Source organism: Streptomyces herbicida, assembly GCF_032656585.1.
Taxonomy (GTDB): domain Bacteria; phylum Actinomycetota; class Actinomycetes; order Streptomycetales; family Streptomycetaceae; genus Streptomyces; species Streptomyces herbicida.
Window position 1 is genome coordinate 25,910 of sequence record NZ_JAUYWJ010000012.1, and the last position, 20,616, is coordinate 46,525.

Here is a 20,616-nt window from a genome sequence, read left to right on the forward strand (position 1 = left end):
CGAACAGATCCGAAAGGCGGTGGGAGCTGTGCGGCTCTCACGAAGAGGCCTGCTGCGCGCGGGCCTGGCCGGTCCGGCCGCCACGGCACTCGGCGGCCTGGCCACCGGCTGTGCCGTGCCGACCGGTTCGACCGGCCGGAACATGGTCCTGTGGTACTGGGACGGCGGTCTCGGCGACACCGTCGTCGAGAAGGCCAGGGCCCGCTACGACAGCACGGTGAACCTGCAGCCCATCAAGATCGGCGGCTACTACCGCTCCAAGCTGATCACCACGATGACCGGCCGTGCCCACATCCCCGACATCGCGGGCCTCAAGGGCGAGGACATGGCGTCCTATCTGCCCAACGCCGACCAGTTCGTGGACCTCAGGAGGCTGGGCGCGGACAAGTACCGGAGCCAGTACCTGCCGTGGAAGTGGGACCAGGGCCTCGCCGACGACGGCACGATGGTCGGCTTCCCCATCGACTGCGGCCCGGTCGCGCACTACTACCAGTACGACGTCTTCCGCAAGGCCGGGCTGCCGTACGAACCCGCCGACGTCTCGCGGGAGCTGAACACCTGGGAGAAGTTCTTCTCGGCCGGCGAGCGGCTCAGGAAGCGGATCCCGGGGACCTGTCTGCTCACCGACGTGAACGTCGTCTTCGAGAACGCGGTGCAGCAGGGCAGCAAGCGGTACGTCGACAAGGACCGCCACTTCATCGGCGACCAGGAGCATGTGCGCGCCGCCTGGGCACTGGCCGTGGAGGCGAAACGCCGGGGGATCGTCTCGGACTTCGTCAATGGCACTCCGGACCAGCTGTCGGCCGTCCAGGACGGCAAGCTGCCCAGCCAGCTCAACGCGTCCTGGGCCACCAACGACATCAAGAGCGGTGTACCGAAGACCAAGGGCAGATGGCGGGTGGCCCAGATGCCCGAACGGCCCTCGAACAACGGCGGCTCGTTCCTGTCGATCACCAAGGCGTGCCGTGAGCCCGAGCGGGCCTTCCAGATCATCACGTGGCTCCTCGACGCGGCCAACCAGGCCCAGGGATTCGTGGACGCGGGACTTTTCCCGTCCACCCCCGCCTCCTACGGCCTCAGGCAGCTGCGCGAACCGGACCCGTTCTTCGGCGGCCAGGTCACCATGGACATCTTCGGGCCCGCCGCGCGGCAGATCGCGGTCGCCTACAACAGCCCGTTCGACGTGGCGCTCGGGCAGCCGATCAAGGACGAGATCAAGAACGTCGGCGTCCTCGGCAAGGACCCGAAGAAGGCCTGGAGCGACGCCATGAGCACATGCAGACGCATAGCCGAGCACCTGGGGGTGAGCCACTGATGGCCACCGTCCCCGCACTGGAGAAGCCCCCGGCGGCCCTGGCCGGGGCGCGCACCGTGCGTCCCAGGAAGGGCCTGCGCACGTACTGGCACCTCTATGCCGCCATCTCCCCCTTCTACCTCCTCTTCCTCGCCTTCGGTCTGATCCCCGTCGGCTTCTCGCTCTACGTCTCCCTGCACCGCTGGGACGGCCTCGGCCCGATGGAGTGGGCGGGCCTGTCCCAGTACCAGTACCTGCTGGGCGACAACGACTTCTGGAGCTCGGTCGGCAACACCGTCGTCATCTGGGCGCTGGCCACCTTCCCCATGATCTTCCTGGCGATGGTGACTGCCGTGATGCTCAACTCGGCGGTACGCTTCAAGAACGTCTACCGCTTCGCCTACTTCCTGCCGAACGTCACCTCGGTCGTGGCCGTCGCGATCATCTTCGGCTCGGTGTTCTCCACCAACTTCGGCCTGGTGAACGCCCTGTTGCAGGCCGTGGGCCTGGACCAGGTGGCGTGGCTGAACACGCCGTGGGGCATCAAGGTCGCCATCGCGACCCTGATGACCTGGCAGTGGACCGGCTACAACGCGATCATCTTCCTCGCGGGACTGCAGACGATTCCCGGCGAACTGTACGAGGCGGCCCGGATGGACGGCGCCGGTCCCGTGCAGACCTTCGTCCGGATCACCCTGCCGATGATGCGGCCGGTGCTGCTGTTCGTGCTCGTCGTGTCCACCGTCACCGGTCTGCAGAGCTTCTCCGAACCACAGGTGCTGCTGCAGACGACCGCCAACGACTCGACGTTCTCGGGCGGTCCGGGCCACGCCGGCCGGACGATGGTCCTGTACTTCTTCCAGCAGACCTTCGACAACAACGACTTCGGCTACGGCGCCGCCGTGGCGTGGGGCGTCTTCCTCGTCGTCATCCTCTTCTCGATCATCAACTGGCGCCTGGTGCAGCGCCGGGGCGAAGACTAGGGAGGCCGCTCACCATGGCATCCATCAAGGGAACGCGCAGCCGGGGCTTCGCACTGCACACCGTGCTCGTCATCGGTCTGCTGCTGTCGGCCTTTCCGTTCTACTGGGCCGTCATCATGTCGACGCACACCTCGAGCGAGATCTTCTCGTACCCGCCGAAGCTGCTGCCCGGCTCGCACTTCCTCGAGAACGCCCGCCATCTCTTCGACAACATCGACTTCTTCGGCTCGATGTTCAACTCGCTGCTCGTCGCGGGCTCGGTGACCTTCCTGGTCCTGTTCTTCGACTCGCTGGCGGCCTTCGTGTTCGCCAAGTTCGACTTCCCCGGCAAGAACGTGCTGTTCGCACTGCTGATGGTCATCTTCATGGTGCCGGCGCAGCTCGCCGCCATCCCGCAGTTCGTGATCATGGCGAAGCTCGGCTGGATCGGCTCGATGACCTCGCTGATCGTCCCGGCGGCGGCCAACGCGTTCGGCATCTTCTGGATGCGCCAGTACATGAAGGGCGCCATCCACGACGAGCTCCTCGACGCCTCCCGGATCGACGGGGCGAACTTCCTGCGCCAGTACTGGCACGTGGCGCTCCCGGTCGTGCGCCCCGGACTCGCCTTCCTCGGCATCTTCACCTTCATGAGCCAGTGGAACGACTACGCCTGGCCCCTGGTCGCCCTCACCAACCCCGACAACGTCACCCTCCAGGTCGCGCTGTCCCAGCTCAACGGCACCCATGGCACGACCGACTACGGCATGGTGATGACCGGCGCCCTGCTCGCCCTCGTCCCGCTGCTGATCGTGTTCGCGATCGGCGCCCGGCAGATCATCGGCGACCTGGGCAAGGGGGCCATCCGCTGATGTCACGCGATCCCCTGATCGCCCTGCGCCCCCGGGAGGCACCCGAGGTGACCTCTTGGGGGCGGTTGCCGATGAACGCCGTCCGCCGCCCGGGTGCCGTGTCCCTGGACGGCGACTGGCGGTTCCGGCTGCCGCCTGCGCGGGAGGGCGCACTGCAGGTGGACTGCCGGGTGCGGGACGCGGACGGGGCCCTGCCCGCACGGTGGTACGTCACCGGTGAGCCGGAGGGTCACCTCCTCGCGCGGGACGCCGAGTCCGACCGGGTCAACGCGGAGGAGGAGCGGGAGAGACCCGAGCCGTACGGCCTGACCGTCCGCCTGCACCGCGCCGACGGAACGGTTGCGGACACCTCGCACCACCGCGTCGGCTTCCGCGACGTCGAGATCGCCGGCCGGGACCTGCTGAACGGGTCCGACCACGGGGCTCACCACGACGGGGAACGGACCAGGCCGCTGATCCAGTGCGAGTACTCGCACGCCATGGGCAACAGCAACGGCACGCCGGCCGACCATTGGGCCGCCATCGAGGCCACCCCGGGTCTTCAGGGCGGGTTCATCCGGGAGTTCTGGGACCACGGAATTCTTCAGCGCGTGAGCAACGGAAGACCGGCCGGACGCGCAGACGCCGGGCTGTATGACAACGCTGTCGCCGCGCCCGGCCATCGCTGGGCGTACGGCGGCGACTTCGGCGAGACGATCCACGACGGCGCGTTCATCGCGGACGGTGTCGTCTTCCCCGACCGCACCCCGCAGCCCGTGCTGTACGAGCACCGGGAGCTCACGGCGCCGGTGCGGATCGAGTGCTTCAGGCACGAGGGCATCGTCCTCTCCAACCATCAGCGCTTCCGGGGCCTGGACTGGCTGTCCGGCGAGTGGGAGCTGTCCCTGGCGGACGGCCGTACGCTGTCCGCGCCCGCCGAACTGCCCGATCTGCGGCCCGGCGAGACGGCGGCCGTGCCGCTTCCCTTCGCCGTGCCGCGCGACGGCGGCGAGGCCTGGCTGACGCTGCGGGTGAGCACGGCGGAGGATGTGCCGTGGGCGCCGCGCGGGACCGAGGTGTGCGTGCCGCGGATCCGGCTGCTCGGTCCGGCCGTGCTCGAGGACGTTCCTGCGGACCGGTCCGTCGAGGTCGACGGCGAGGGCCTGCTGATCCATCCGCTGCTGACGGCCGCCCCGGCTCTCTCGCTGTGGCGGGCGCCCACCGACGACGAGCTGGGCGGCATGGCGCAGCGCCGGCGGGCGGGCGGTCTCGACTCACTCGTCCGCAAGGTCGTGTCGGTACGGCGGGACGGCGGCCGGGTGACGGTGCACGCCGAGTACGCCTGGACGGTCGGGGTCGTACGGCACCGGCAGGTGTTCACGCCCGTCGCGGGCGGCGTCCGGGTCGATGAGGAGGCCGAGCTGTCATGGGGGTCTCCCCTGGTCGAGCGGAGCCGAGAGCTTGGGGGAGAGTTCGAGGACGTGGCGCGGGTCGGCACGGTCTTCGGGACGGCGCCGGGCCTGGAGCTGCTGGAGTGGTTCGGGCAGGGGCCCTGGGCGTCGTATCCCGACCGGAGTGCGGGGGCGCCCGGCCATCACTCCGTCCTCGTCGACGAGTTGTTCACGTCCTGTCTGCGTCCGCAGGCGAGCGGCGGCCGGCACGGCGTACGGCGGTTCACCCTGTCGGCACCGGACGCCACCGGCCTTGCGGTGGTGCTCGACGAGCCGCGCCAGGTCTCCGTCACCCGCCACCGCGCCCAGGACCCGGCCGCTGCCTCGCACCACGGCGAGCTGGTGCCGCTCCCCGGCTGCGTCGTGCACATCGACGCGGAGCACCGAGGGCTGGGCACGGCCTCGCGCGGACCCGACACCTCTCCCCGGTACCGCATCCCACCGGGTGTCCACCGCTGGAGCCGGACCCTGCGCGTTCTCTGAATCCCCCGGCCGCGCCACTCTCGTTCCCCCGGTCTCACCACCCTCATTCTCCTCGGTCTCACCACTCTCACGGAGCACTCGTGTGTACTTCGCATGACCACAGCCAGGGCGAGGCCGCGCAGGCCGACGCCGGACGACGCAACTTCCTCAGGGCCACCGCGCTGATCGGCGCCGCCGCCACCGCCGGGGTCGCCCTGCCGACCGTCGCCGAGGCGGCCGAGAAGAGCGGCCGGCGGCCCGACACCGCGAGCCGCCGCTTCACCCTCGCGGTGATGCCCGACACCCAGTACCTCTTCGACGGGCCCAGCATCGACAAGGCGCCGATCGAGGCGTCCCTGCGCTATCTGCTGGAGCACGGCAAGGACGACAACATCGTCTTCCTGTCCCACCTCGGCGACCTCACCCAGAACGGCGCTCAGGCCGAAGTCGCCGCGATCAGCGAGGCGTTCGGGATCCTCGACCGGCGCGGAGTCGGCTACAGCGTCCTCGCCGGCAACCACGACGTGCGGTCCTCGACCGACGACCAGCGCGGTGCGACGCCGTACCTGGACGCGTTCGGGCCGAAGCGGTTCCGGGGGAAGCCGACGTACGGCGGCGCCTCCCCGGACGGCTACAACACCTTCCATCTGTTCAGGGCCGCCGGGCGCGAGTGGATGGTGCTGGCGCTGGACTGGCGGCTGTCGGCGAAGGGGTACGCCTGGGCGAAGGACGTCCTCGCCGCCCACCCGAAGACGCCGGTCGTCCTCACCACGCACGAACTGGTCGTCGAGGACGACACGTTGTCGTCCTACGGGCAGCAGCTGTGGGACCAGCTGATCGAGGGCCACGACCAGATATTCCTCACCCTCAACGGGCACTACTGGCCCGCGGGCCGGGCGACCCGCAAGAACGCCGCGGGCAACGAGGTCCACCTGCACCTGACGAACTACCAGAACCGGTACTTCGGCGGCGCGGCGATGATCCGTCTCTACCACTTCGACCTCGACCGCAAGGTCATCGACGTCGAGACGGTCTCCCCGTGGATCCTGGGCCGCGCGGGACAGGGGCTCAACGAGCTGGAGCGGCAGGAGATCGAGCTGAGCGGCGACGCGGACCGCTTCTCGGTCGAGATCGACTTCGAGGAGCGCTTCGCGGGCTTCGACCCGGTGCCCGTGCGCCCGGTACGGCCCGCGTCGAAGATGCTGATACCCGGGACGGCGGCCTACTGGCGGTTCGAGTCGCCGCCCTCCGGCACCGTCCGTGACCTCTCGGGGCGCGGCAACGACCTCACCGTCGTCTCGGTCGGCGGCGGCACGCTCGACTGGTCCCCGGACCACCACCCCGACCAGCCCGGCCACGGCAGCCTGGAGTTCCGGGGCTACAAGTCCCCGCTGAAGGGCGCCTATCTGCGCACGGTCGACGGGGCTCCCCTCAACTCGGCCACCTTCGCGCACGGTTACACCATCGAGGCGTTCTACCGGCTGCCGGCCGACTGGGACGCCGGCCACAACGCCTGGTCCGGCCTGGTCAGCCGCACGGGCAACAACGGCTCCGCCGGACCGGTCACGGACGATCCCGACGAGCCGCTCGCCACGCTGTCGATCTCCGACGGACCTGGCCCGCAGTGGGCGGTCCATCCGCTCAACCAGCAGCAGCTCGCCACCAACTGGGGTGACGAGACCGCCCGCGAGACCTGGTGGCACCTCGCCGTCGTCAACGACGGACGGCACACGATCATGTACGTCCAGGGCTGCCCGGTGGCCCGCAACCCGCACGCCGCCGCCGTCGGCATCGCCTCGGCCGGGCTGCCCTGGCTGCTCGGCGGCTACGAGTACGCGGGGAAGATCGACCAGATCCTGCACGGCCGGCTCGGTGACGTCCGGATCGTGTCCCGGGCGCTGCCCGTCACCTCCTTCATGACCCACTGACCCCATTTCACGAGGATCACGAGGACCACCATGACCGAGCAGCAGCTGCCCGAATGGGCCGACCCGGCGGTCTCCCCCGCCGACCTCGACGCCCAGGGTGTGTCGAGACGCCAACTCCTGTGCCGTGCGGGCCTGTTCGGCGCGGCATTCGCCCTCGGCGGGGCGGCCACCCCGGCCGTCGCCGCCCCCGGCCGGGGCTTCGGCGGCGAGGACCCGCGCCTGGCCTATCTGGTCGGCGACCACCACGTCCACTCCGTCTACAGCCACGACGCGAAGTACACCTTCTCCCAGCAGGCCCGGGCCGCCGCCAAGTACGGCCTGGACTGGATGGTGTTCAACGAGCACTCCAACTTCGGCCACGCCTACTACGGCGCCAAGCTGGAGCACCAGGAGATCCTGAAGGCCCGCGCCGAGAACCCGCGCCGGCTGATCTTCCAGGGCCTGGAGTGGTACATCCCGGCCGCCGAGCACTGCACGATCTTCGCGGCCCCCGGCCCGAACGAGGTCGACCTGCTCACGCAGTTCGAGCTCGCCTACGACGGCAAGCTGCTCGGCTACACCGACGGTGCCCCCGGCAACCCGAACACGGCCCGCAACGAGGCCCACGCGGTCAAGGCCGTCCAGTGGCTCGCCCAGCAGCGCCGCACCGGCTATGTCGACGACGTCCTCGTGTTCGCCAACCACCCGCTGCGCCTGGGCATCGACTCCCCGCACGAGATGCGCAACTGGCGCGACGCCGCACCCGAGATCATGATCGGCATGGAGGGCGCGCCCGGCGCCCAGGGCGCGGCCATCCCCGGCTGGGGCGGCGCCACGTCGATCCGCGGTGAGTACCAGAACGCTCCGTCCGCCAACTCCTACGCCGGATACCCGGCCGGCGCCTACCTCACCTACGGCGGCTTCGACTGGGCGACCGCCACCGTCGGCGGCCTGTGGGACTCGATGCTGGCCGAGGGCCGGCTGTTCTCGATCACCACCAACTCCGACAACCACCGCACCGTCTTCGACACCTGGAAGAACGGCGACTGGCCGGCCGGCCAGAACTTCGACAACACCGGAAAGCTGCCCGACCCGGTCGACACCGGCACCCCGCAGCCGGGCAGCGACTTCTGGCCCGGCGAGTTCAGCCGCACCCACGTCGGCGTGACCCGCTACGGCTACCGCGCGGTGATGGCGGGCCTGCGCGCGGGCCGAGTCTGGCTCGACCACGGGCATCTGCTCGACGGCCTCGACGTACGCCTGAAGCGGGACTGCGACTTCGGGCGGGGCGTCACGCTGGGCGGCCGGCTGCGAGTGCGCAAGGGCGAGCGGATCACGCTGTACGTGACGGTGACGACCGCCTCCCGGGCGAACCCGCACGGCATCCTGCCCCAGTTGGCGCATGTGGACGTGATCCGGGGCGCGGTGCGCGGTCCGGTGACCGACCGCGACACCTGGAAGGCGCCCGACACCAAGGTCGTGCAGACCAAGGACGTGTCCGGCCGCAAGGGGACGTACACCCTGCGCATCCCGCTGACCGCCGGGGACGAGTCCTTCTACGTCCGGCTGCGCGGCAGCGACGGGAACCGGAACGGCGCGGGGTATCTGGGCGCGTCCGTGGACCCGCACGGACCGATCTCCCACGAGCCCGGCAACGGTGACCCGTGGGCCGATACGTGGTTCTATTCCAACCCCATCTTCGTAGACGTGGAAGGTTGTTGATGAAGCGTCAGCTGGTCGTCCTCGCCGCCTTGACCGCAGCTCTGACCCTCGGGGCCCCGAGCGCCTTCGCCTCCGGGGAACCGCACTGGGCGCAGACCGGAACCTCGTACACGGACACCCTCGGCGGCGGGCAGGGCCTCGCGAGCCGCGCGAACGGCTCGCTGCTGTACCGCGGGCTGCTGGACATCCCGCTGGACCTGCGGATCAAGGGCTGGAACCACGTGGGTGACCCGGACATCGCGCGCGGCTACGTCTTCGACGCCTACCAGGGCGCGGACACGGCCACGTCCAAGATGTACGCGGTCACCACGCCGTCCGGACAGCGCTACGAGTACACGCACCGGCTGAACCCGGGCGAGAAGGTCAACAACTCCTTCGCCGCCGTCTCGCCCGACGGGCAGTGGCTGGTGTCGGGCGAATGGGGCGACCAGAGCAGGCTGCAGGTCTTTCCCGCTCCCCTGCTCAACCCGGCCACCCCGGCCAAGGGCGGCGACCTGCCGGAGGCGGGGCAGATCACCCTGGACAAGCCGGTTCGCGACATCCAGGGCTGCGACTTCGTCACCGACACCCGCCTGGTGTGCGCCTCGGACGACGCCTCGGGGACGCTCTTCCCCGAGATCCGGCCGCTGCTCCAGGTCGACCTCCCGCACAAGCTGGACGGACAGCCGGTCACCGGCTCGGTGAAGAGCCTGTTCGCGCTGGACCAGACGAGCATCTGCTCGGGCACCTTCGAGGCGGAGGGCGTCGACTACGACTCGCAGTCCGGCACCCTGCGCGCGGAGGTGATCCCGCCGGGCGTCTGCGCGGTGGCGACGACCGTGTACGCGTACCGGCAGGGGTGACAGGGCCCGGGGCTCGAGCCTGGAGTCCCGGAGTCCTCAGTCCCAAAAGCAAGGGTCCCCGTGCCGTGGGGCTGCGGCACGGGGACGTTCACGGAACGGTCAACCACCGCTCGGGGATCAGCAGTTGCCCTTCGCCGCCTTGCCGTCGAACCGGTCGCCGAGCCACGCGACCACGTCGCCGACCGACTGCGGGTCGCCGGTGAGGTGATCACCGACGTACGGCGTCCACCGGGTGGTGATTCCGGCGGCGCAGTAGGCGCGCCGCGTGCCGTTGGCCATGCCGGCGGGGATCACCTCGTCGAGCATGCCGCGGTACTGCAGCACCGGGAACCCGATCTCGTAGCGGGAGCCCGAGCCGGGAGTGCCGATGCCGACGCCGAGGTTGTTGGCCTCGACGGCATCGCCCCAGGTGGTGCCGTCGGGGCCGTGCAGGGCGTACAACTGGTCGAGGGTCAGCCCGTCCTTGGTGTACTGCTCGACCCGGGCGCCCGCGAAGCGGCTGACGGTGCCGAGCGCGCACAGCGACTCGGCGTCCTTGACGGCCTTGTGGCCGCTGTCGTTGAGTACCTCGCCGAACGGCATGTCCGGGTGGGTGATGGACAGACCGATGAACGCGTCGATCAGGAACCCGGCGAAGAACTGTCCGTCGAGGTTGCCCGCCACCTGCTTGAGGTCGGTGGGGATCCCCCCGGAGGCGGCGCCGACGACGTTCAGCTCGGGCGCGTACGAGCGGGCGAGCTGGGCCGCCCACAGGCTGCCCGAACCGCCCTCCGAGTATCCCCAGATGCCTACCCTGGCGTCGGGACTCACCCCGCTGCCGGGCACCCGGGCGGCCGCGCGAGCCATGTCGAGGGCGGCGTGACCGGCCTCGGCGCCCGAGGCGTACGGGTGGACCTGGCCGTCCATGTATCCCTGGCCGTCCGTCGCGGCGACGGCGTAACCGGCGTTGAGCAGCGCCGCCATGTTGGGGCCCTCGTACGCGTCCTGGTACTGGCCGGCCAGCTGTTTGGAGAACGCGCACTGCGGCCCGATGCCGAGGGTGCCGGGCACGAACGCGACCAGCGGCCGCTCACCGGGACCGGTCCACGGCTTCTTCGGTACGACTACGGTGCCGGCGACGGAGACCGGCTTGCCCCGCCTGTCGGTGGAGCCGTACTGGACCTTCCAGGCGTCCAGCGGCGGACCGCCGATCACCATGGGGAGCGAGTCGACGTGGCGGCAGGCGACGACGGCACCCGGAGCGGCGGCCGCGCGGTCCGGGGGGCGGTATATGTCGGCGTCCGCGGCGGAGCACGCCTCCGGCGTCCCGGCCGCCGCGGTCACCGCCGGCACGCCCAGCAGTCCGCCGAGCAGACCCGCGGCGGCGAACAGTGCGGCTCTCCTCGGCAGCCGCTTCGCGAGCGGCTTCCTCGACCTGTGTGACATCACCTCAGAGCGTCCCTTCCCGTGGGGTGAAGAGCTTCGTGAAGCAGAGCAGGCCGTGAGGTTACGGAACCGTAGGTAAGCGCTGATAGTTAAAGGACGATGAACCGACGCGGGCAGGGCTGTGCGCCGATGACTAGCCTCGGGGCGGCCACAAGGCGGCGGGCCCCGCATCCGAACCTGATCGGATGCGGGGCCCAGGTGGGGGCGGACGTTCGGTCAGCCGGGCAGTTCGGCCAGCAACCGGCGGTCGCGGGGCGCCGGTTTGCGGTCGAGACGGGCGTCCAGCAGCTGGCGGGCCGCGTCGCAGCGGCCGTCCGCCACCAGCGCGTACAGCAGCGTCTCCTCGACGACCTCGCGCTGCGCCGCGCTGCCGCCGACCCTGCGCAGCACGGGCAGCAGCGCGTCCAGATCGCGGGCCGCCTCCCGGAAGCGCTCCTCGATGAGCGCGGCGAACGCCTCGCACAGCGGCGCGACGACCTCGCGCTGCACGGGATCGGCACCCGCCGCGTGGTCGCGCAGCCTGCGCAGGGCGGGCAGGTCCCCGGCGGCGGTCAGGGCGACGGCGGCGTGCAAGGCGGTGAACGCGGTCGCCGGCCGCTCCAGCACCTCTCGGCCGACCGAGTCCAGCACGTCCGCGGCGGGCAGTTCGCCCTGCCAGCTGTCGCTGAGCCGTGCCCGCCAGAGCAGCGACCCCGAGTCGACCAGGGCCCGCATTCCGGTCACCCGGCCGGGCGCGAGCTGAGCGAACCAGCGCCTGCGGACCGCGGCCGGGTCGTCGAGGGCCAGTTCGTGCAGGGCGATGTGCCAGGAGAAGTGCGCCCTGTGGACCGCGCCCCGGCCCCGCCCCGACACCCAGCGGTCGAGCCAGTCGCGGCCCGCCTCGTGCGCGCCCGACTCGTAGTGCACATGCGCCAGAGCGTGCACGGCGTGCCCGGAGGCCGGTTCGACGGCCAGGGCCCGGTGGGCGAGTTCGCCCGCCTCGTGCAGCCGGCCCTGCCCCTGGCGCAGGAACGCGAGCAGTGAGGTGTGGAACCAGTGCCCGTCGTATGCCGGCGACGTCAGCTCGAGCAGACCCAGCGCCTCGTCGTCCTGGAGGTCGCTGACACCGGAGAAGGCGATGGTGGGCACCGCCGCCGCCAGCGCGAGCGCATCACCGGGGTGCTCCCCGAGGTGGCGTACGAGCGCCTCGTCACCGTCGTCGCCGGTGACCCGGCGGCTGATCACGTCCACGAAGGAGCGCTCGCGCTCGTCGGCCCGCTCGCGGGCGCAGCGCTGCGCGTCCGCGAGGGCGCGCGGCACGTCGACGGCGGCCGAGCACTCGTGGCCCAGCAGGGCGAGGGCGGCATGGCCGAGGGCGAAGCCGGGATCGAGGGCGACCGAGCGGGCGAAGGCGTCCTCGGCGCCGGACCGCACCCTGAGGACCCGGTCGAGTCCGGAGCGATAGGCGGCGGCCGCCTCGGCGTGGGTGGTCAGGGCGAGGCCGTGCCCGTCGACGGGGCGGCGGCCCGCGCGCGGCTTCGGGGTGAGCGGAGCCAGCAGCTGCTGGGCCAACTCGGCCGCCTGGACGCGGATCTCGGGGATGGCGGTGGTCTCCCACAGCTCGCCGCGGCGCGGGGAGCCGAGGGTGAACAGCGGGAGCCCGGTGAGGCCATGGACGTCGAGGAGTTGCCCGTCACGGGTGGCCGCGCCCATGCCCAGCGGGCCGTGCACGGCTGCGCCGGAGGCGAACAGCGATGCCCACAGCGGGTCGTCGAGACGGCGCCCCGGCCCGGTGCAGTCGACCACCCAGCCGACGTGCAGCGTGCGGCCGCCCGAGAGTTCGACGGCGAGGGTCCCGTCCTCGTGGGCGGCGGCGCGGACGACCGTACCGGTGCGGACGTGGAGGCGGCGGGCGGTGCGGGCCCGGGAGACGTGTTCGGCGGTGGCGGGGGCCATGCGATGGCGATGGGTGTTCCACAGGGCGCCCTCGCGGGCCAGGAACTCCTCCCGCTCCTCGGGGGTGAGGCTGCGCCACAGCCGCACGGTGTGCGGGCGCAGGCTGTCCAGGCCGGGGCGCCAGTCGCCGTGGGTGCGGACCGAGCGACTGAGGTGGCGGTAGACGGCCCGGCGCAGCCTGCCCAGGGATGTGTCGTCGAGGTCCTCCGGTGCGGGCATCACCCCGGCCGGGCGCAGCGCGTGCGGCTGGGGCAGCAGTCCGCTGCGGGACAGGGCGTGCACGGTACGGCCGGGGCGGTCGAGGGTCAGGGCGAGGTCGACGGCGGTCAGGCCGGTGCCGACGAGCAGCACGTCGTCGGTGCCGTCGCGCGCGCCGTCCAGGGCGCCGGGCGCCCACGGCTCGCCGACGAAGCGGGGCGAGGCGCGCAGGGCGGGCGGGGCCCAGGCCGCGGACGCGCCGGACGGGCCGGTGGCGAGGACGGCGGCGTCCGCGGTCAGCTGTCCCCCGTCGGCGAGACTGAGCTCCACCCGGCCGTCGGGGGTACCGGTACAGCCCTCCGCGCGGGTGCGCAGCCGGCGCACGGCGACCGTGCCGTGGGCGCGGACGACTGCCTGGCCGAGGGTGTCGGCGAGATAGGCGCCGAAGCGGTAGCGGGTGGCGAAGTCGGCGGCGGTGACCGACGGTTCGCCGTGCCGGCACAGCCAGCGGGTGAAGTGCCCCGGGTCGTCGGGGTAGGCGCTCATGTTGCCCGCGGGGACGTTGAGCCGGTGGCGGGGGTCGGGCGTGGCGTAGGCGGTGCCGCGACCCGCCTCCGGTGCCGGGTCGACGAGGACGACGTCCAGCGGAGTCCGGCGGCGGGTCGCCGTCTCGCAGAGCTGGACGGCGGTCAGGGCGCCCGCCGCGCCGGCTCCGACGATGGCCACGGTCTGCCGCTTACGGACTTGGGTCACGGATACCTCCGGCGGGATTGGGCCGACTGCTTCTTGCTGTTCCGAATTCTTCCGATACCTGCAGGGGCCCCGGCAACCGCGGTTTCCGGCCGTCCCGGGCCGCGTGTCCTCACCGGAATCTCAGCAAGCACCCCTCGGATTCAAAGAGTCACTACATACAAGTGACGCAGGATGCCCAGGCACGGACGGACAACTCAGGAAGGCGTGTCGTGGGCGTCTCGCACATTTCGAACCGGTCGGGGCGGCGGTCGCGGTGGACCCGGCGCGGAATCCTCGCCGCTTTCGGGGCGGTACCGGCCGCGGCCCTCGCGGGCTGCGGCGCGTCCGCGGACGCCTCGGCGGTCTCGGACGGCAAGGACACCACGGCGTCCGAGCGGACCGTCACGACCAAGAAGGCGACGATCACGGTCACGCCCTCCTCCGGCACCAGAAAGTCCGAATTCGACACCCCCGTCGAGGTCACCGTCACGGACGGCACCCTGGCCTCGGTCACCGTGACCGGCCACGACGGCTCCACCCTGCCGGGCTCCTACCACGACTCCCGGACGAAGTGGACCTCGGCGAAGAACCCCTACTCCGGCACGAAGTACACCGTGACCGTCAAGGCGAAGGGCGCCGCCGAGGAGACCGTGACGACGTTCACCACCAAGTCGCCCGGCGCGACGTTCGTCGGGTACTTCACGCCCGAGGCGAACTCCACCTCCGGCGTCGGCATGCCGGTGTCGATCAACTTCACGCATGCGGTGAAGGACCGGACTGCCGTGCAGAAGGCGATCACGGTGACCGCCGACCCGGCCGTCGAGGTGGTCGGCCACTGGTTCAGCGACACCCGGCTGGACTTCCGGCCGGAGAACTACTGGGCGGCCGGCACGAAGATCACTCTCGGCCTGCGGCTGAAGGACGTCGAGGGATCGGACGGTGTGTACGGCGTCCAGTCGAAGGAGGTCACCTTCCACATCGGCCGCGAGCAGATCAGCACGGTCGACCTGGCGACGAAGGAGATGACCGTCGAACGGGGCGGCAGGACCGTCGCCACCCATCCGGTGAGCGGCGGCAGTGCCCAGCACAGCACCTGGTCCGGGATCATGGTGATCAGCGAGCGCTTCCAGCAGACCCGGATGGAGTCGTCGACGGTCGGACTCGGCGACGAGTACGACATCCCGGATGTGCCGCACGCCCAGCGCCTGACCACCTCCGGCACCTTCGTCCACGGCAACTACTGGGCGTCCGGCTCCGTGTTCGGGCACCAGAACACCAGCCACGGGTGCATCGGCCTGCACGACGCGAAGGGCGCGAACGACAGCTCCGTGGCGGGTTACAAGTTCTACGAGAGCTCCATGCTCGGTGACGTGGTGATCGTGACGAACTCGGGCGAGAGGACCGTGGAGGCGTCCAACGGCCTCAACGGCTGGAACCTGTCCTGGGCGGACTGGAAGGCGGGCAGCGCGCTCTAGTCCCACGGCGGCTTCACCACATGAACTCGATTGAGAACCAACGACTTTCCTTGCTTTAAGTCTTGACGACCGGAGATACGGAGAGCACATTGGGCCCACTCTGAGAGCGCTCTCAACATTCGCCCTCAAGGTCACCCGCGCTTCCCCTCCGTACCCGAGAGGCACCCCCATGAGTGAAACCTCCGGTATACCCAGACGGCGGCGGGCCCTCGTCGCCGTGCTGGCGACGATCGGCCTGGCCGCCGCTGCCGCCACGGCCGCGACCCTGCCCGCCAGCGCCTCCGCCCCCACACCCCCGTCCGGCTGGACCCAGGTCTTCCTCGACGACTTCAACGGCTCCGCGGGCTCCGGCGTCGACACCGCCAACTGGCAGTACGACACCGGGACTTCGTACCCCGGCGGCCCCGCCGGCTGGGGCACCGGCGAGGTCGAGACGATGACGTCCAGCACCAGCAACGTCTCGCTCGACGGAAACGGCAACCTCCGCATCACCCCGGTGCGCGACGCGGGCGGCCGCTGGACGTCGGGCCGCATCGAGACCACCCGCACCGACTTCCGGCCCCCGGCCGGCGGCAAGCTGCGGGTCGAGGCCCGCCTGCAGATGCCGAACGTCACCGGCACCGCGGCCGAGGGCTACTGGCCCGCCTTCTGGATGCTGGGCGCCCCCTACCGCGGCAACTACCAGAACTGGCCGAGCGTCGGCGAGCTGGACGTCATGGAGAACGTCCAGGGGCTGAACAAGGTCTGGGCCACGATGCACTGCGGCACCAACCCCGGCGGCCCCTGCAACGAGACCACCGGCATCGGCAACTCCGTCGCCTGCCCGAACACCACCTGCCAGTCCGGCTTCCACACCTACTCGATGGAGTGGGACCGCTCGGTGAGCCCAGAGGCGATCCGTTTCTACGTCGACGGCGTCAACTACCACACGGTGACCGCGAACCAGGTCGACGCGACGACCTGGGCCAACGCCACCGATCACGGTTTCTTCGTCATCCTGAACGTGGCGATGGGCGGCGCCTTCCCGGACGCGCTCGGCGGCGGCCTGGACGGCGACACCGAGTCCGGGCATCCGATGGTCGTCGACTACGTCCAGGTCCTCCAGTCCGGCAGTGGGGGCGGTACCACTCCCCCGCCCTCCGGCAACCGGGACGCCTACAGCGCGATCCAGGCCGAGTCGTACGACAGCCAGTCCGGCGTGGGCACCGAGACAACCACGGACACCGGCGGCGGGCAGGACATCGGCTGGCTCGCGAGCGGCGACTGGGCACAGTACAAGGGCGTCAACTTCGGCTCCACACCGGCCACCCAGTTCTTCGCCCGGGTGGCGAGCGGTGCGGGCTCCGGGGTGAGCGGACTGGTCGAGGTGCGCCTCGACAGCCGTACCAACGCACCCATCGGCAGCTTCGCGCTGGCCAACACGGGCGGCTGGCAGTCCTGGCGGACGGTCCCGGCCAACATCGCCTCGGTGACCGGCACCCACGACGTCTACCTCACCTTCACCAGCGGACAGCCGGCCGACTTCGTGAACGTCAACTGGTTCGACTTCGGTCACTGACACGGCCGCTGCCGCACTCGGCGGCGCTGGGCGGCTCGACCTTCACGTATGGGTCGACGCTCGGCGTCGCCGTCATGCACACGACCCGGAGCAACCGCCACGAACTACGGCGAAGAGACGGTGATCGACGGCTTGGCGAGCGCGGAGTTCGGAGGCGGCGGGTAGGTTTTCCCTGGGAGACGACGAAGTGCGGGGGACCGGGGGACCCATGACGAATCAGCAGCCGTACGGCCGGCAGCAGCCACAGGGTTTCGGGCCCCCGCCGCCGCAGTACGCCCCTCCGCAGCAGTACCCGCAACCGCCGGTGCCGCCCCAGCCGCCGGTACCGCCCCAACCGGCGCCGACGGGACCGGAGTTCCTGGCTGTCGACCTTCACAACTCGATCGTGGTCGACATGAACGGTGTCGCCTTCGAGGACCATGACGTCATCGCCGAGTTCCCCTGGCCGGAGATCCGCAGCGTCCACTACAAGGCCAGTCCTTCGGGCAAAGCGCTGATGATGGCCGTCGTCCACCTCGACGGCAGGATGTACGAGTGCGTCGTGGCGGCGAAGCCGCGCGACGTGCTGGGGCAGTGGTTCGCGCAGCTGGCGGCGGTGCTGGGGTACTACCGGCCGATGGGGTACTAGCGACCGGGGCTTCCCCCCTCCGGCCCGGACCCCTGTCGCAGCTCCGCCCGGAATCCCACCGGCGTCTGTCCCGTGTGCAGATGGAAGAACTTGGAGAAGTTCGCGGCGTCGGGGAAGCCGATCGCCGCGCCCACCCGCCCGATCGGCATGTCCGTGTGCGCGAGCAGGCGCTTGGCCTCCAGGATCACCCGCTTGTCGATGAAGCCCTTGGGCGTCTCGCCGGTGGCGGCGCGGACCGCGCGGACGAGGGTGCGGCGGGAGTATCCGAGGCCGTCGGCGTACGCGCTGACGCTGTGGTTGGTCGCGAACCCCTTCTCGACCGCGTCACGGAAGAGCGTGAACGTCGTGTCGGCCTGGCGCCGGGCGGCCTCCGCGGAGCTGGCCGCGAGGTGTGCCAGACGGAGCAGGAACGCGGTCAGGGAGTGCCGCAGCACCGCCGTGTGCAGGGTCAGCGGAAGGGTCGCGGCGTCCTCGTACTCGCGTTGCAGCTGGGCGAGGGTCGCGCGCAGGGCGGCGAGCTGCGCCGGGCCGGGGCGCAGCAGCGGCGGCAGGTCGTAGCGGTAGAGGCCGGTGGCCTCCACGGTGGCCCGGGGCAGGAAGCCGGGCTGCATGGTCAGGACGGATCCGCGGTACTCGTCGGTGTCCGAGAAGCGGTGGACCTGCCCAGGGCGGATCCACAGCAGGTCGCCGGCCGTCGCCTCGTACTCGGCGAAGTCGATCATGTGCCGTACGGGACCGTGGTCGAAGAGCATGACGACGTGGAAGTCGATGCGGTGGACGCGGTGCAGCGGGGCGTCGGCGTGCCAGGTGCGGCCGGCGCCCATGGGTCCGACCTGCATGCCCACGCCGCAGAGGCTCAGATCGACCGGGAAGGGGAAGGTTCTGATCCCGTCTCCGCCGCCGTCTTGGGCGGTTCTGTCCGCCATGTCTTTCCCGTGCCGTCCCTCGAGTGCCGCCGGTGTCCCACTTTCACCAAAGGCTGGCACACCCCGACCTTCCCTCGAAAAAGTCAGACTTTTACTTTTGAACGCGTCCGGTCAGCAATCCCGCATCCATCGAGGACTTCTTGAAGATGAGCACGCAGACCCCCGACGGCTTCGAGTGGACCCACCTCGACCGGCGGGCCGTGGACACCGCCCGCCTCCTCGCCGCCGATGCCGTACAGCGAGTCGGGAACGGCCACCCGGGCACCGCGATGAGCCTGGCCCCCGCCGCGTACACGATCTTTCAGAAAGTGATGCGCCATGACCCGGCCGATCCGGAGTGGACCGGCCGGGACCGCTTCGTCCTGTCCCCCGGCCACACCTCGCTGACCCTCTACACCCAGCTGTTCCTCGCCGGGTACGAGCTGGAGCTGGACGATCTGAAGGCGTTCCGCACGCACGGCTCGAAGACGCCCGGCCACCCCGAGTACGGGCACACGGCGGGCGTCGAGACCACCACGGGACCGCTCGGCCAGGGCGTCGCGAACGCCGTCGGCATGGCGATGGCCGCCCGCTACGAGCGCGGCCTGTTCGACCCGGAGGTCCCGGAGGGCGCCTCCCCCTTCGATCACACGATCTGGGCGATCGTCTCCGACGGCGACCTGGAGGAGGGCGTCTCCGCCGAGGCCTCCTCCCTCGCGGGGCACCAGAAGCTCGGCAACCTCGTCCTCCTCTACGACGACAACCACATCTCCATCGAGGGCGACACCGCGACGGCCTTCTCCGAGGACGTGCTGAAGCGCTACGAGGCCTACGGCTGGCACGTGCAGCGCATCACGCCCGCCGAGACCGGCGACATCGACGTCCACGCGCTGTACGCGGCACTGCGGGCGGCGCAGTCCGAGACCGGGCGCCCCTCGATCGTCGCGATGCGCACGATCATCGCCTGGCCCGCCCCGAACGCGCAGAACACCGAGGCCTCCCACGGCTCCGCGCTCGGCACCGACGAGATCGCCGCCACCAAGCGCGTCCTCGGCTTCGCCCCCGAGCGGAGCTTCGAGGTCGCCGACGAGGTCCTCGCCCACACCCGCCGGGCCCTCGACCGGGGTGCCGAGGCCCATGCGGCCTGGGACAAGCGGATCGCCGAGTGGCGCGGCACCGAGCCCGAGCGCGCGCGGCTGTTCGACCGTGTGGTGGCCGGTCAGCTGCCCGAGGGCTGGCAGGACACTCTTCCCGTCTTCGAGGAGGGCAGGTCCGTCGCCACGCGCGCGGCCTCCGGCAAGGTGCTCCAGTCGCTCGGCGCGGTCCTCCCCGAGCTGTGGGGCGGCTCCGCCGACCTCGCCGGGTCCAACAACACGACCATCGACGCCACCTCGTCCTTCCTGCCCCGGGGCAACCCGCTGCCCGAGGCCGATCCGTACGGCCGCACGATCCACTTCGGCATCCGCGAGTTCTCCATGGCCGCGGAGATGAACGGCATCGCCCTGCACGGCAACACCCGTGTCTACGGCGGCACCTTCCTGGTGTTCTCCGACTACATGCGCAACGCCGTCCGTATGTCGGCCCTGATGCAGCTGCCGGTGACGTATGTGTGGACGCACGACTCCATCGGCCTCGGCGAGGACGGCCCCACCCATCAGCCGGTCGAGCACCTGGCCTCGCTGCGTGCCATCCCCGGTCTGAACATCGTCCGCCCGGCGGACGCCAACGAGACCGCCGTGGCCTGGGCCGAGATCCTCCGGCGGCACGCCACCCACCCGGCCCCGCACGGACTGGCCCTCACCCGGCAGGGCGTGCCGACGTACGCCCGCAACGAGGACGCGGCCAAGGGCGGTTACGTCCTGCGGGAGGCGTCCACCGGGACGCCCGACGTCGTCCTGATCGCCACCGGCTCCGAGGTGCAGCTCGCCGTGGCCGCCCGTGAGCTGCTGGAGGCCGAGGGGATCGCCACTCGGGTCGTGTCGATGCCGTCCGTGGAGTGGTTCGAGGAGCAGCCGCTCGCCTACCGCGACCAGGTGCTTCCTCCGTCCGTGCGGGCCCGCGTCGCGGTCGAGGCCGGCATCGGCCTGACGTGGTACCGCTTCACCGGTGACACGGGACGCATCGTCTCCCTCGAACACTTCGGCGCCTCCGCCGATGCCAAGACCCTCTTCGCCGAGTTCGGCTTCACCCCGGAGAACGTCGCCGCGGCCGCCAGGGCTGCATTTGATTCATCCACGGGCCTCGCCGCCGCCCGCGGTTGATCCGATCG

Annotated in this window: 14 protein-coding genes; 11 read left to right on the top strand and 3 right to left on the bottom strand. The window is 70.9% G+C overall.

What is annotated here, in order from left to right:
• Window positions 1–28: 28 nt before the first annotated feature.
• The 7 genes from Q8A52_RS24765 (at window position 29) to Q8A52_RS24795 (ending at window position 9,491) form a co-directional block, all read left to right on the top strand.
• The gene (locus tag Q8A52_RS24765; protein WP_316755307.1) at window positions 29–1,315 is read left to right on the top strand and encodes an ABC transporter substrate-binding protein; all 1,287 of its coding nucleotides are present in this window, start codon (window positions 29–31) and stop codon (window positions 1,313–1,315) included.
• A complete protein-coding gene (locus tag Q8A52_RS24770) occupies window positions 1,315–2,277 on the top strand; it encodes a carbohydrate ABC transporter permease (protein ID WP_316755308.1) in 963 nt (320 codons plus the stop codon). Before Q8A52_RS24765 ends, Q8A52_RS24770 begins: the two co-directional genes overlap by 1 nt.
• 14 nt (window positions 2,278–2,291) lie before the next feature.
• Window positions 2,292–3,128, top strand: a complete 837-nt coding sequence (locus Q8A52_RS24775) for a carbohydrate ABC transporter permease (protein ID WP_316755310.1) — start codon at window positions 2,292–2,294, stop codon at window positions 3,126–3,128.
• Window positions 3,128–5,041, top strand: coding sequence for a beta-galactosidase small subunit-related protein (locus tag Q8A52_RS24780; protein WP_316755312.1), 1,914 nt, complete (start codon window positions 3,128–3,130; stop codon window positions 5,039–5,041). The genes Q8A52_RS24775 and Q8A52_RS24780 overlap by 1 nt, the downstream gene beginning before the upstream one ends.
• Before the next feature lie 80 nt (window positions 5,042–5,121).
• Entirely contained in the window at window positions 5,122–6,948 is a 1,827-nt protein-coding gene (locus tag Q8A52_RS24785; protein WP_316755314.1) for a LamG-like jellyroll fold domain-containing protein, read from the top strand.
• Window positions 6,949–6,978: 30 nt separating this feature from the next.
• Window positions 6,979–8,649: a histidinol-phosphatase gene (locus Q8A52_RS24790; protein WP_316755316.1), complete on the top strand. Its 1,671-nt coding sequence runs from the start codon at window positions 6,979–6,981 to the stop codon at window positions 8,647–8,649.
• Window positions 8,649–9,491: a hypothetical protein gene (locus Q8A52_RS24795; RefSeq protein WP_316755318.1), complete on the top strand. Its 843-nt coding sequence runs from the start codon at window positions 8,649–8,651 to the stop codon at window positions 9,489–9,491. The genes Q8A52_RS24790 and Q8A52_RS24795 overlap by 1 nt, the downstream gene beginning before the upstream one ends.
• 117 nt (window positions 9,492–9,608) lie before the next feature.
• On the opposite strand, the gene Q8A52_RS24800 is transcribed toward Q8A52_RS24795, so the two are convergent.
• Window positions 9,609–10,880 carry a lipase family protein gene (locus Q8A52_RS24800; RefSeq protein ID WP_456300749.1) on the bottom strand — a complete coding sequence of 424 codons (1,272 nt, stop codon included), beginning with the start codon at window positions 10,878–10,880 and terminating at the stop codon, window positions 9,609–9,611.
• A 252-nt stretch (window positions 10,881–11,132) separates the two neighbouring features.
• Entirely contained in the window at window positions 11,133–13,802 is a 2,670-nt protein-coding gene (locus Q8A52_RS24805) for an FAD/NAD(P)-binding protein (protein WP_316755322.1), read from the bottom strand.
• Window positions 13,803–14,011: 209 nt separating this feature from the next.
• Here Q8A52_RS24805 and Q8A52_RS24810 point away from each other — a divergent pair, with 209 nt between their 5' ends.
• The 3 genes from Q8A52_RS24810 (at window position 14,012) to Q8A52_RS24820 (ending at window position 17,442) form a co-directional block, all read left to right on the top strand.
• Window positions 14,012–15,256 carry a L,D-transpeptidase gene (locus tag Q8A52_RS24810; RefSeq protein WP_316755324.1) on the top strand — a complete coding sequence of 415 codons (1,245 nt, stop codon included), beginning with the start codon at window positions 14,012–14,014 and terminating at the stop codon, window positions 15,254–15,256.
• A gap of 169 nt (window positions 15,257–15,425) precedes the next feature.
• Window positions 15,426–16,814, top strand: coding sequence for a glycoside hydrolase family 16 protein (locus Q8A52_RS24815; protein WP_316755326.1), 1,389 nt, complete (start codon window positions 15,426–15,428; stop codon window positions 16,812–16,814).
• A gap of 208 nt (window positions 16,815–17,022) precedes the next feature.
• Window positions 17,023–17,442, top strand: coding sequence for a hypothetical protein (locus Q8A52_RS24820; protein WP_316755328.1), 420 nt, complete (start codon window positions 17,023–17,025; stop codon window positions 17,440–17,442).
• Here the strand turns inward: Q8A52_RS24820 and Q8A52_RS24825 are convergent.
• Window positions 17,439–18,368, bottom strand: coding sequence for a helix-turn-helix domain-containing protein (locus Q8A52_RS24825; protein ID WP_316755330.1), 930 nt, complete (start codon window positions 18,366–18,368; stop codon window positions 17,439–17,441). The two genes, Q8A52_RS24820 and Q8A52_RS24825, sit on opposite strands and share 4 nt — an antisense overlap.
• Window positions 18,369–18,514: 146 nt before the next feature.
• On the opposite strand from Q8A52_RS24825, the gene tkt reads away from it, so the two are divergent.
• Window positions 18,515–20,608, top strand: coding sequence for a transketolase (gene tkt, locus Q8A52_RS24830; protein ID WP_316755332.1), 2,094 nt, complete (start codon window positions 18,515–18,517; stop codon window positions 20,606–20,608).
• Window positions 20,609–20,616 lie beyond the last annotated feature (8 nt).

What these genes read in the sequence shown, in the direction of transcription:
- Q8A52_RS24820 (WP_316755328.1), top strand. Translation starts at nt 17,023, where the DNA reads ATGACGAATCAGCAGCCGTACGGCCGGCAGCAGCCACAGGGTTTCGGG.
- Q8A52_RS24770 (WP_316755308.1), top strand. Translation starts at nt 1,315, where the DNA reads ATGGCCACCGTCCCCGCACTGGAGAAGCCCCCGGCGGCCCTGGCCGGG.
- Q8A52_RS24790 (WP_316755316.1), top strand. Translation starts at nt 6,979, where the DNA reads ATGACCGAGCAGCAGCTGCCCGAATGGGCCGACCCGGCGGTCTCCCCC.
- tkt (WP_316755332.1), top strand. Translation starts at nt 18,515, where the DNA reads ATGAGCACGCAGACCCCCGACGGCTTCGAGTGGACCCACCTCGACCGG.
- Q8A52_RS24815 (WP_316755326.1), top strand. Translation starts at nt 15,426, where the DNA reads ATGAGTGAAACCTCCGGTATACCCAGACGGCGGCGGGCCCTCGTCGCC.
- Q8A52_RS24825 (WP_316755330.1), bottom strand. Translation starts at nt 18,368, where the DNA reads ATGGCGGACAGAACCGCCCAAGACGGCGGCGGAGACGGGATCAGAACC.
- Q8A52_RS24780 (WP_316755312.1), top strand. Translation starts at nt 3,128, where the DNA reads ATGTCACGCGATCCCCTGATCGCCCTGCGCCCCCGGGAGGCACCCGAG.
- Q8A52_RS24795 (WP_316755318.1), top strand. Translation starts at nt 8,649, where the DNA reads ATGAAGCGTCAGCTGGTCGTCCTCGCCGCCTTGACCGCAGCTCTGACC.
- Q8A52_RS24775 (WP_316755310.1), top strand. Translation starts at nt 2,292, where the DNA reads ATGGCATCCATCAAGGGAACGCGCAGCCGGGGCTTCGCACTGCACACC.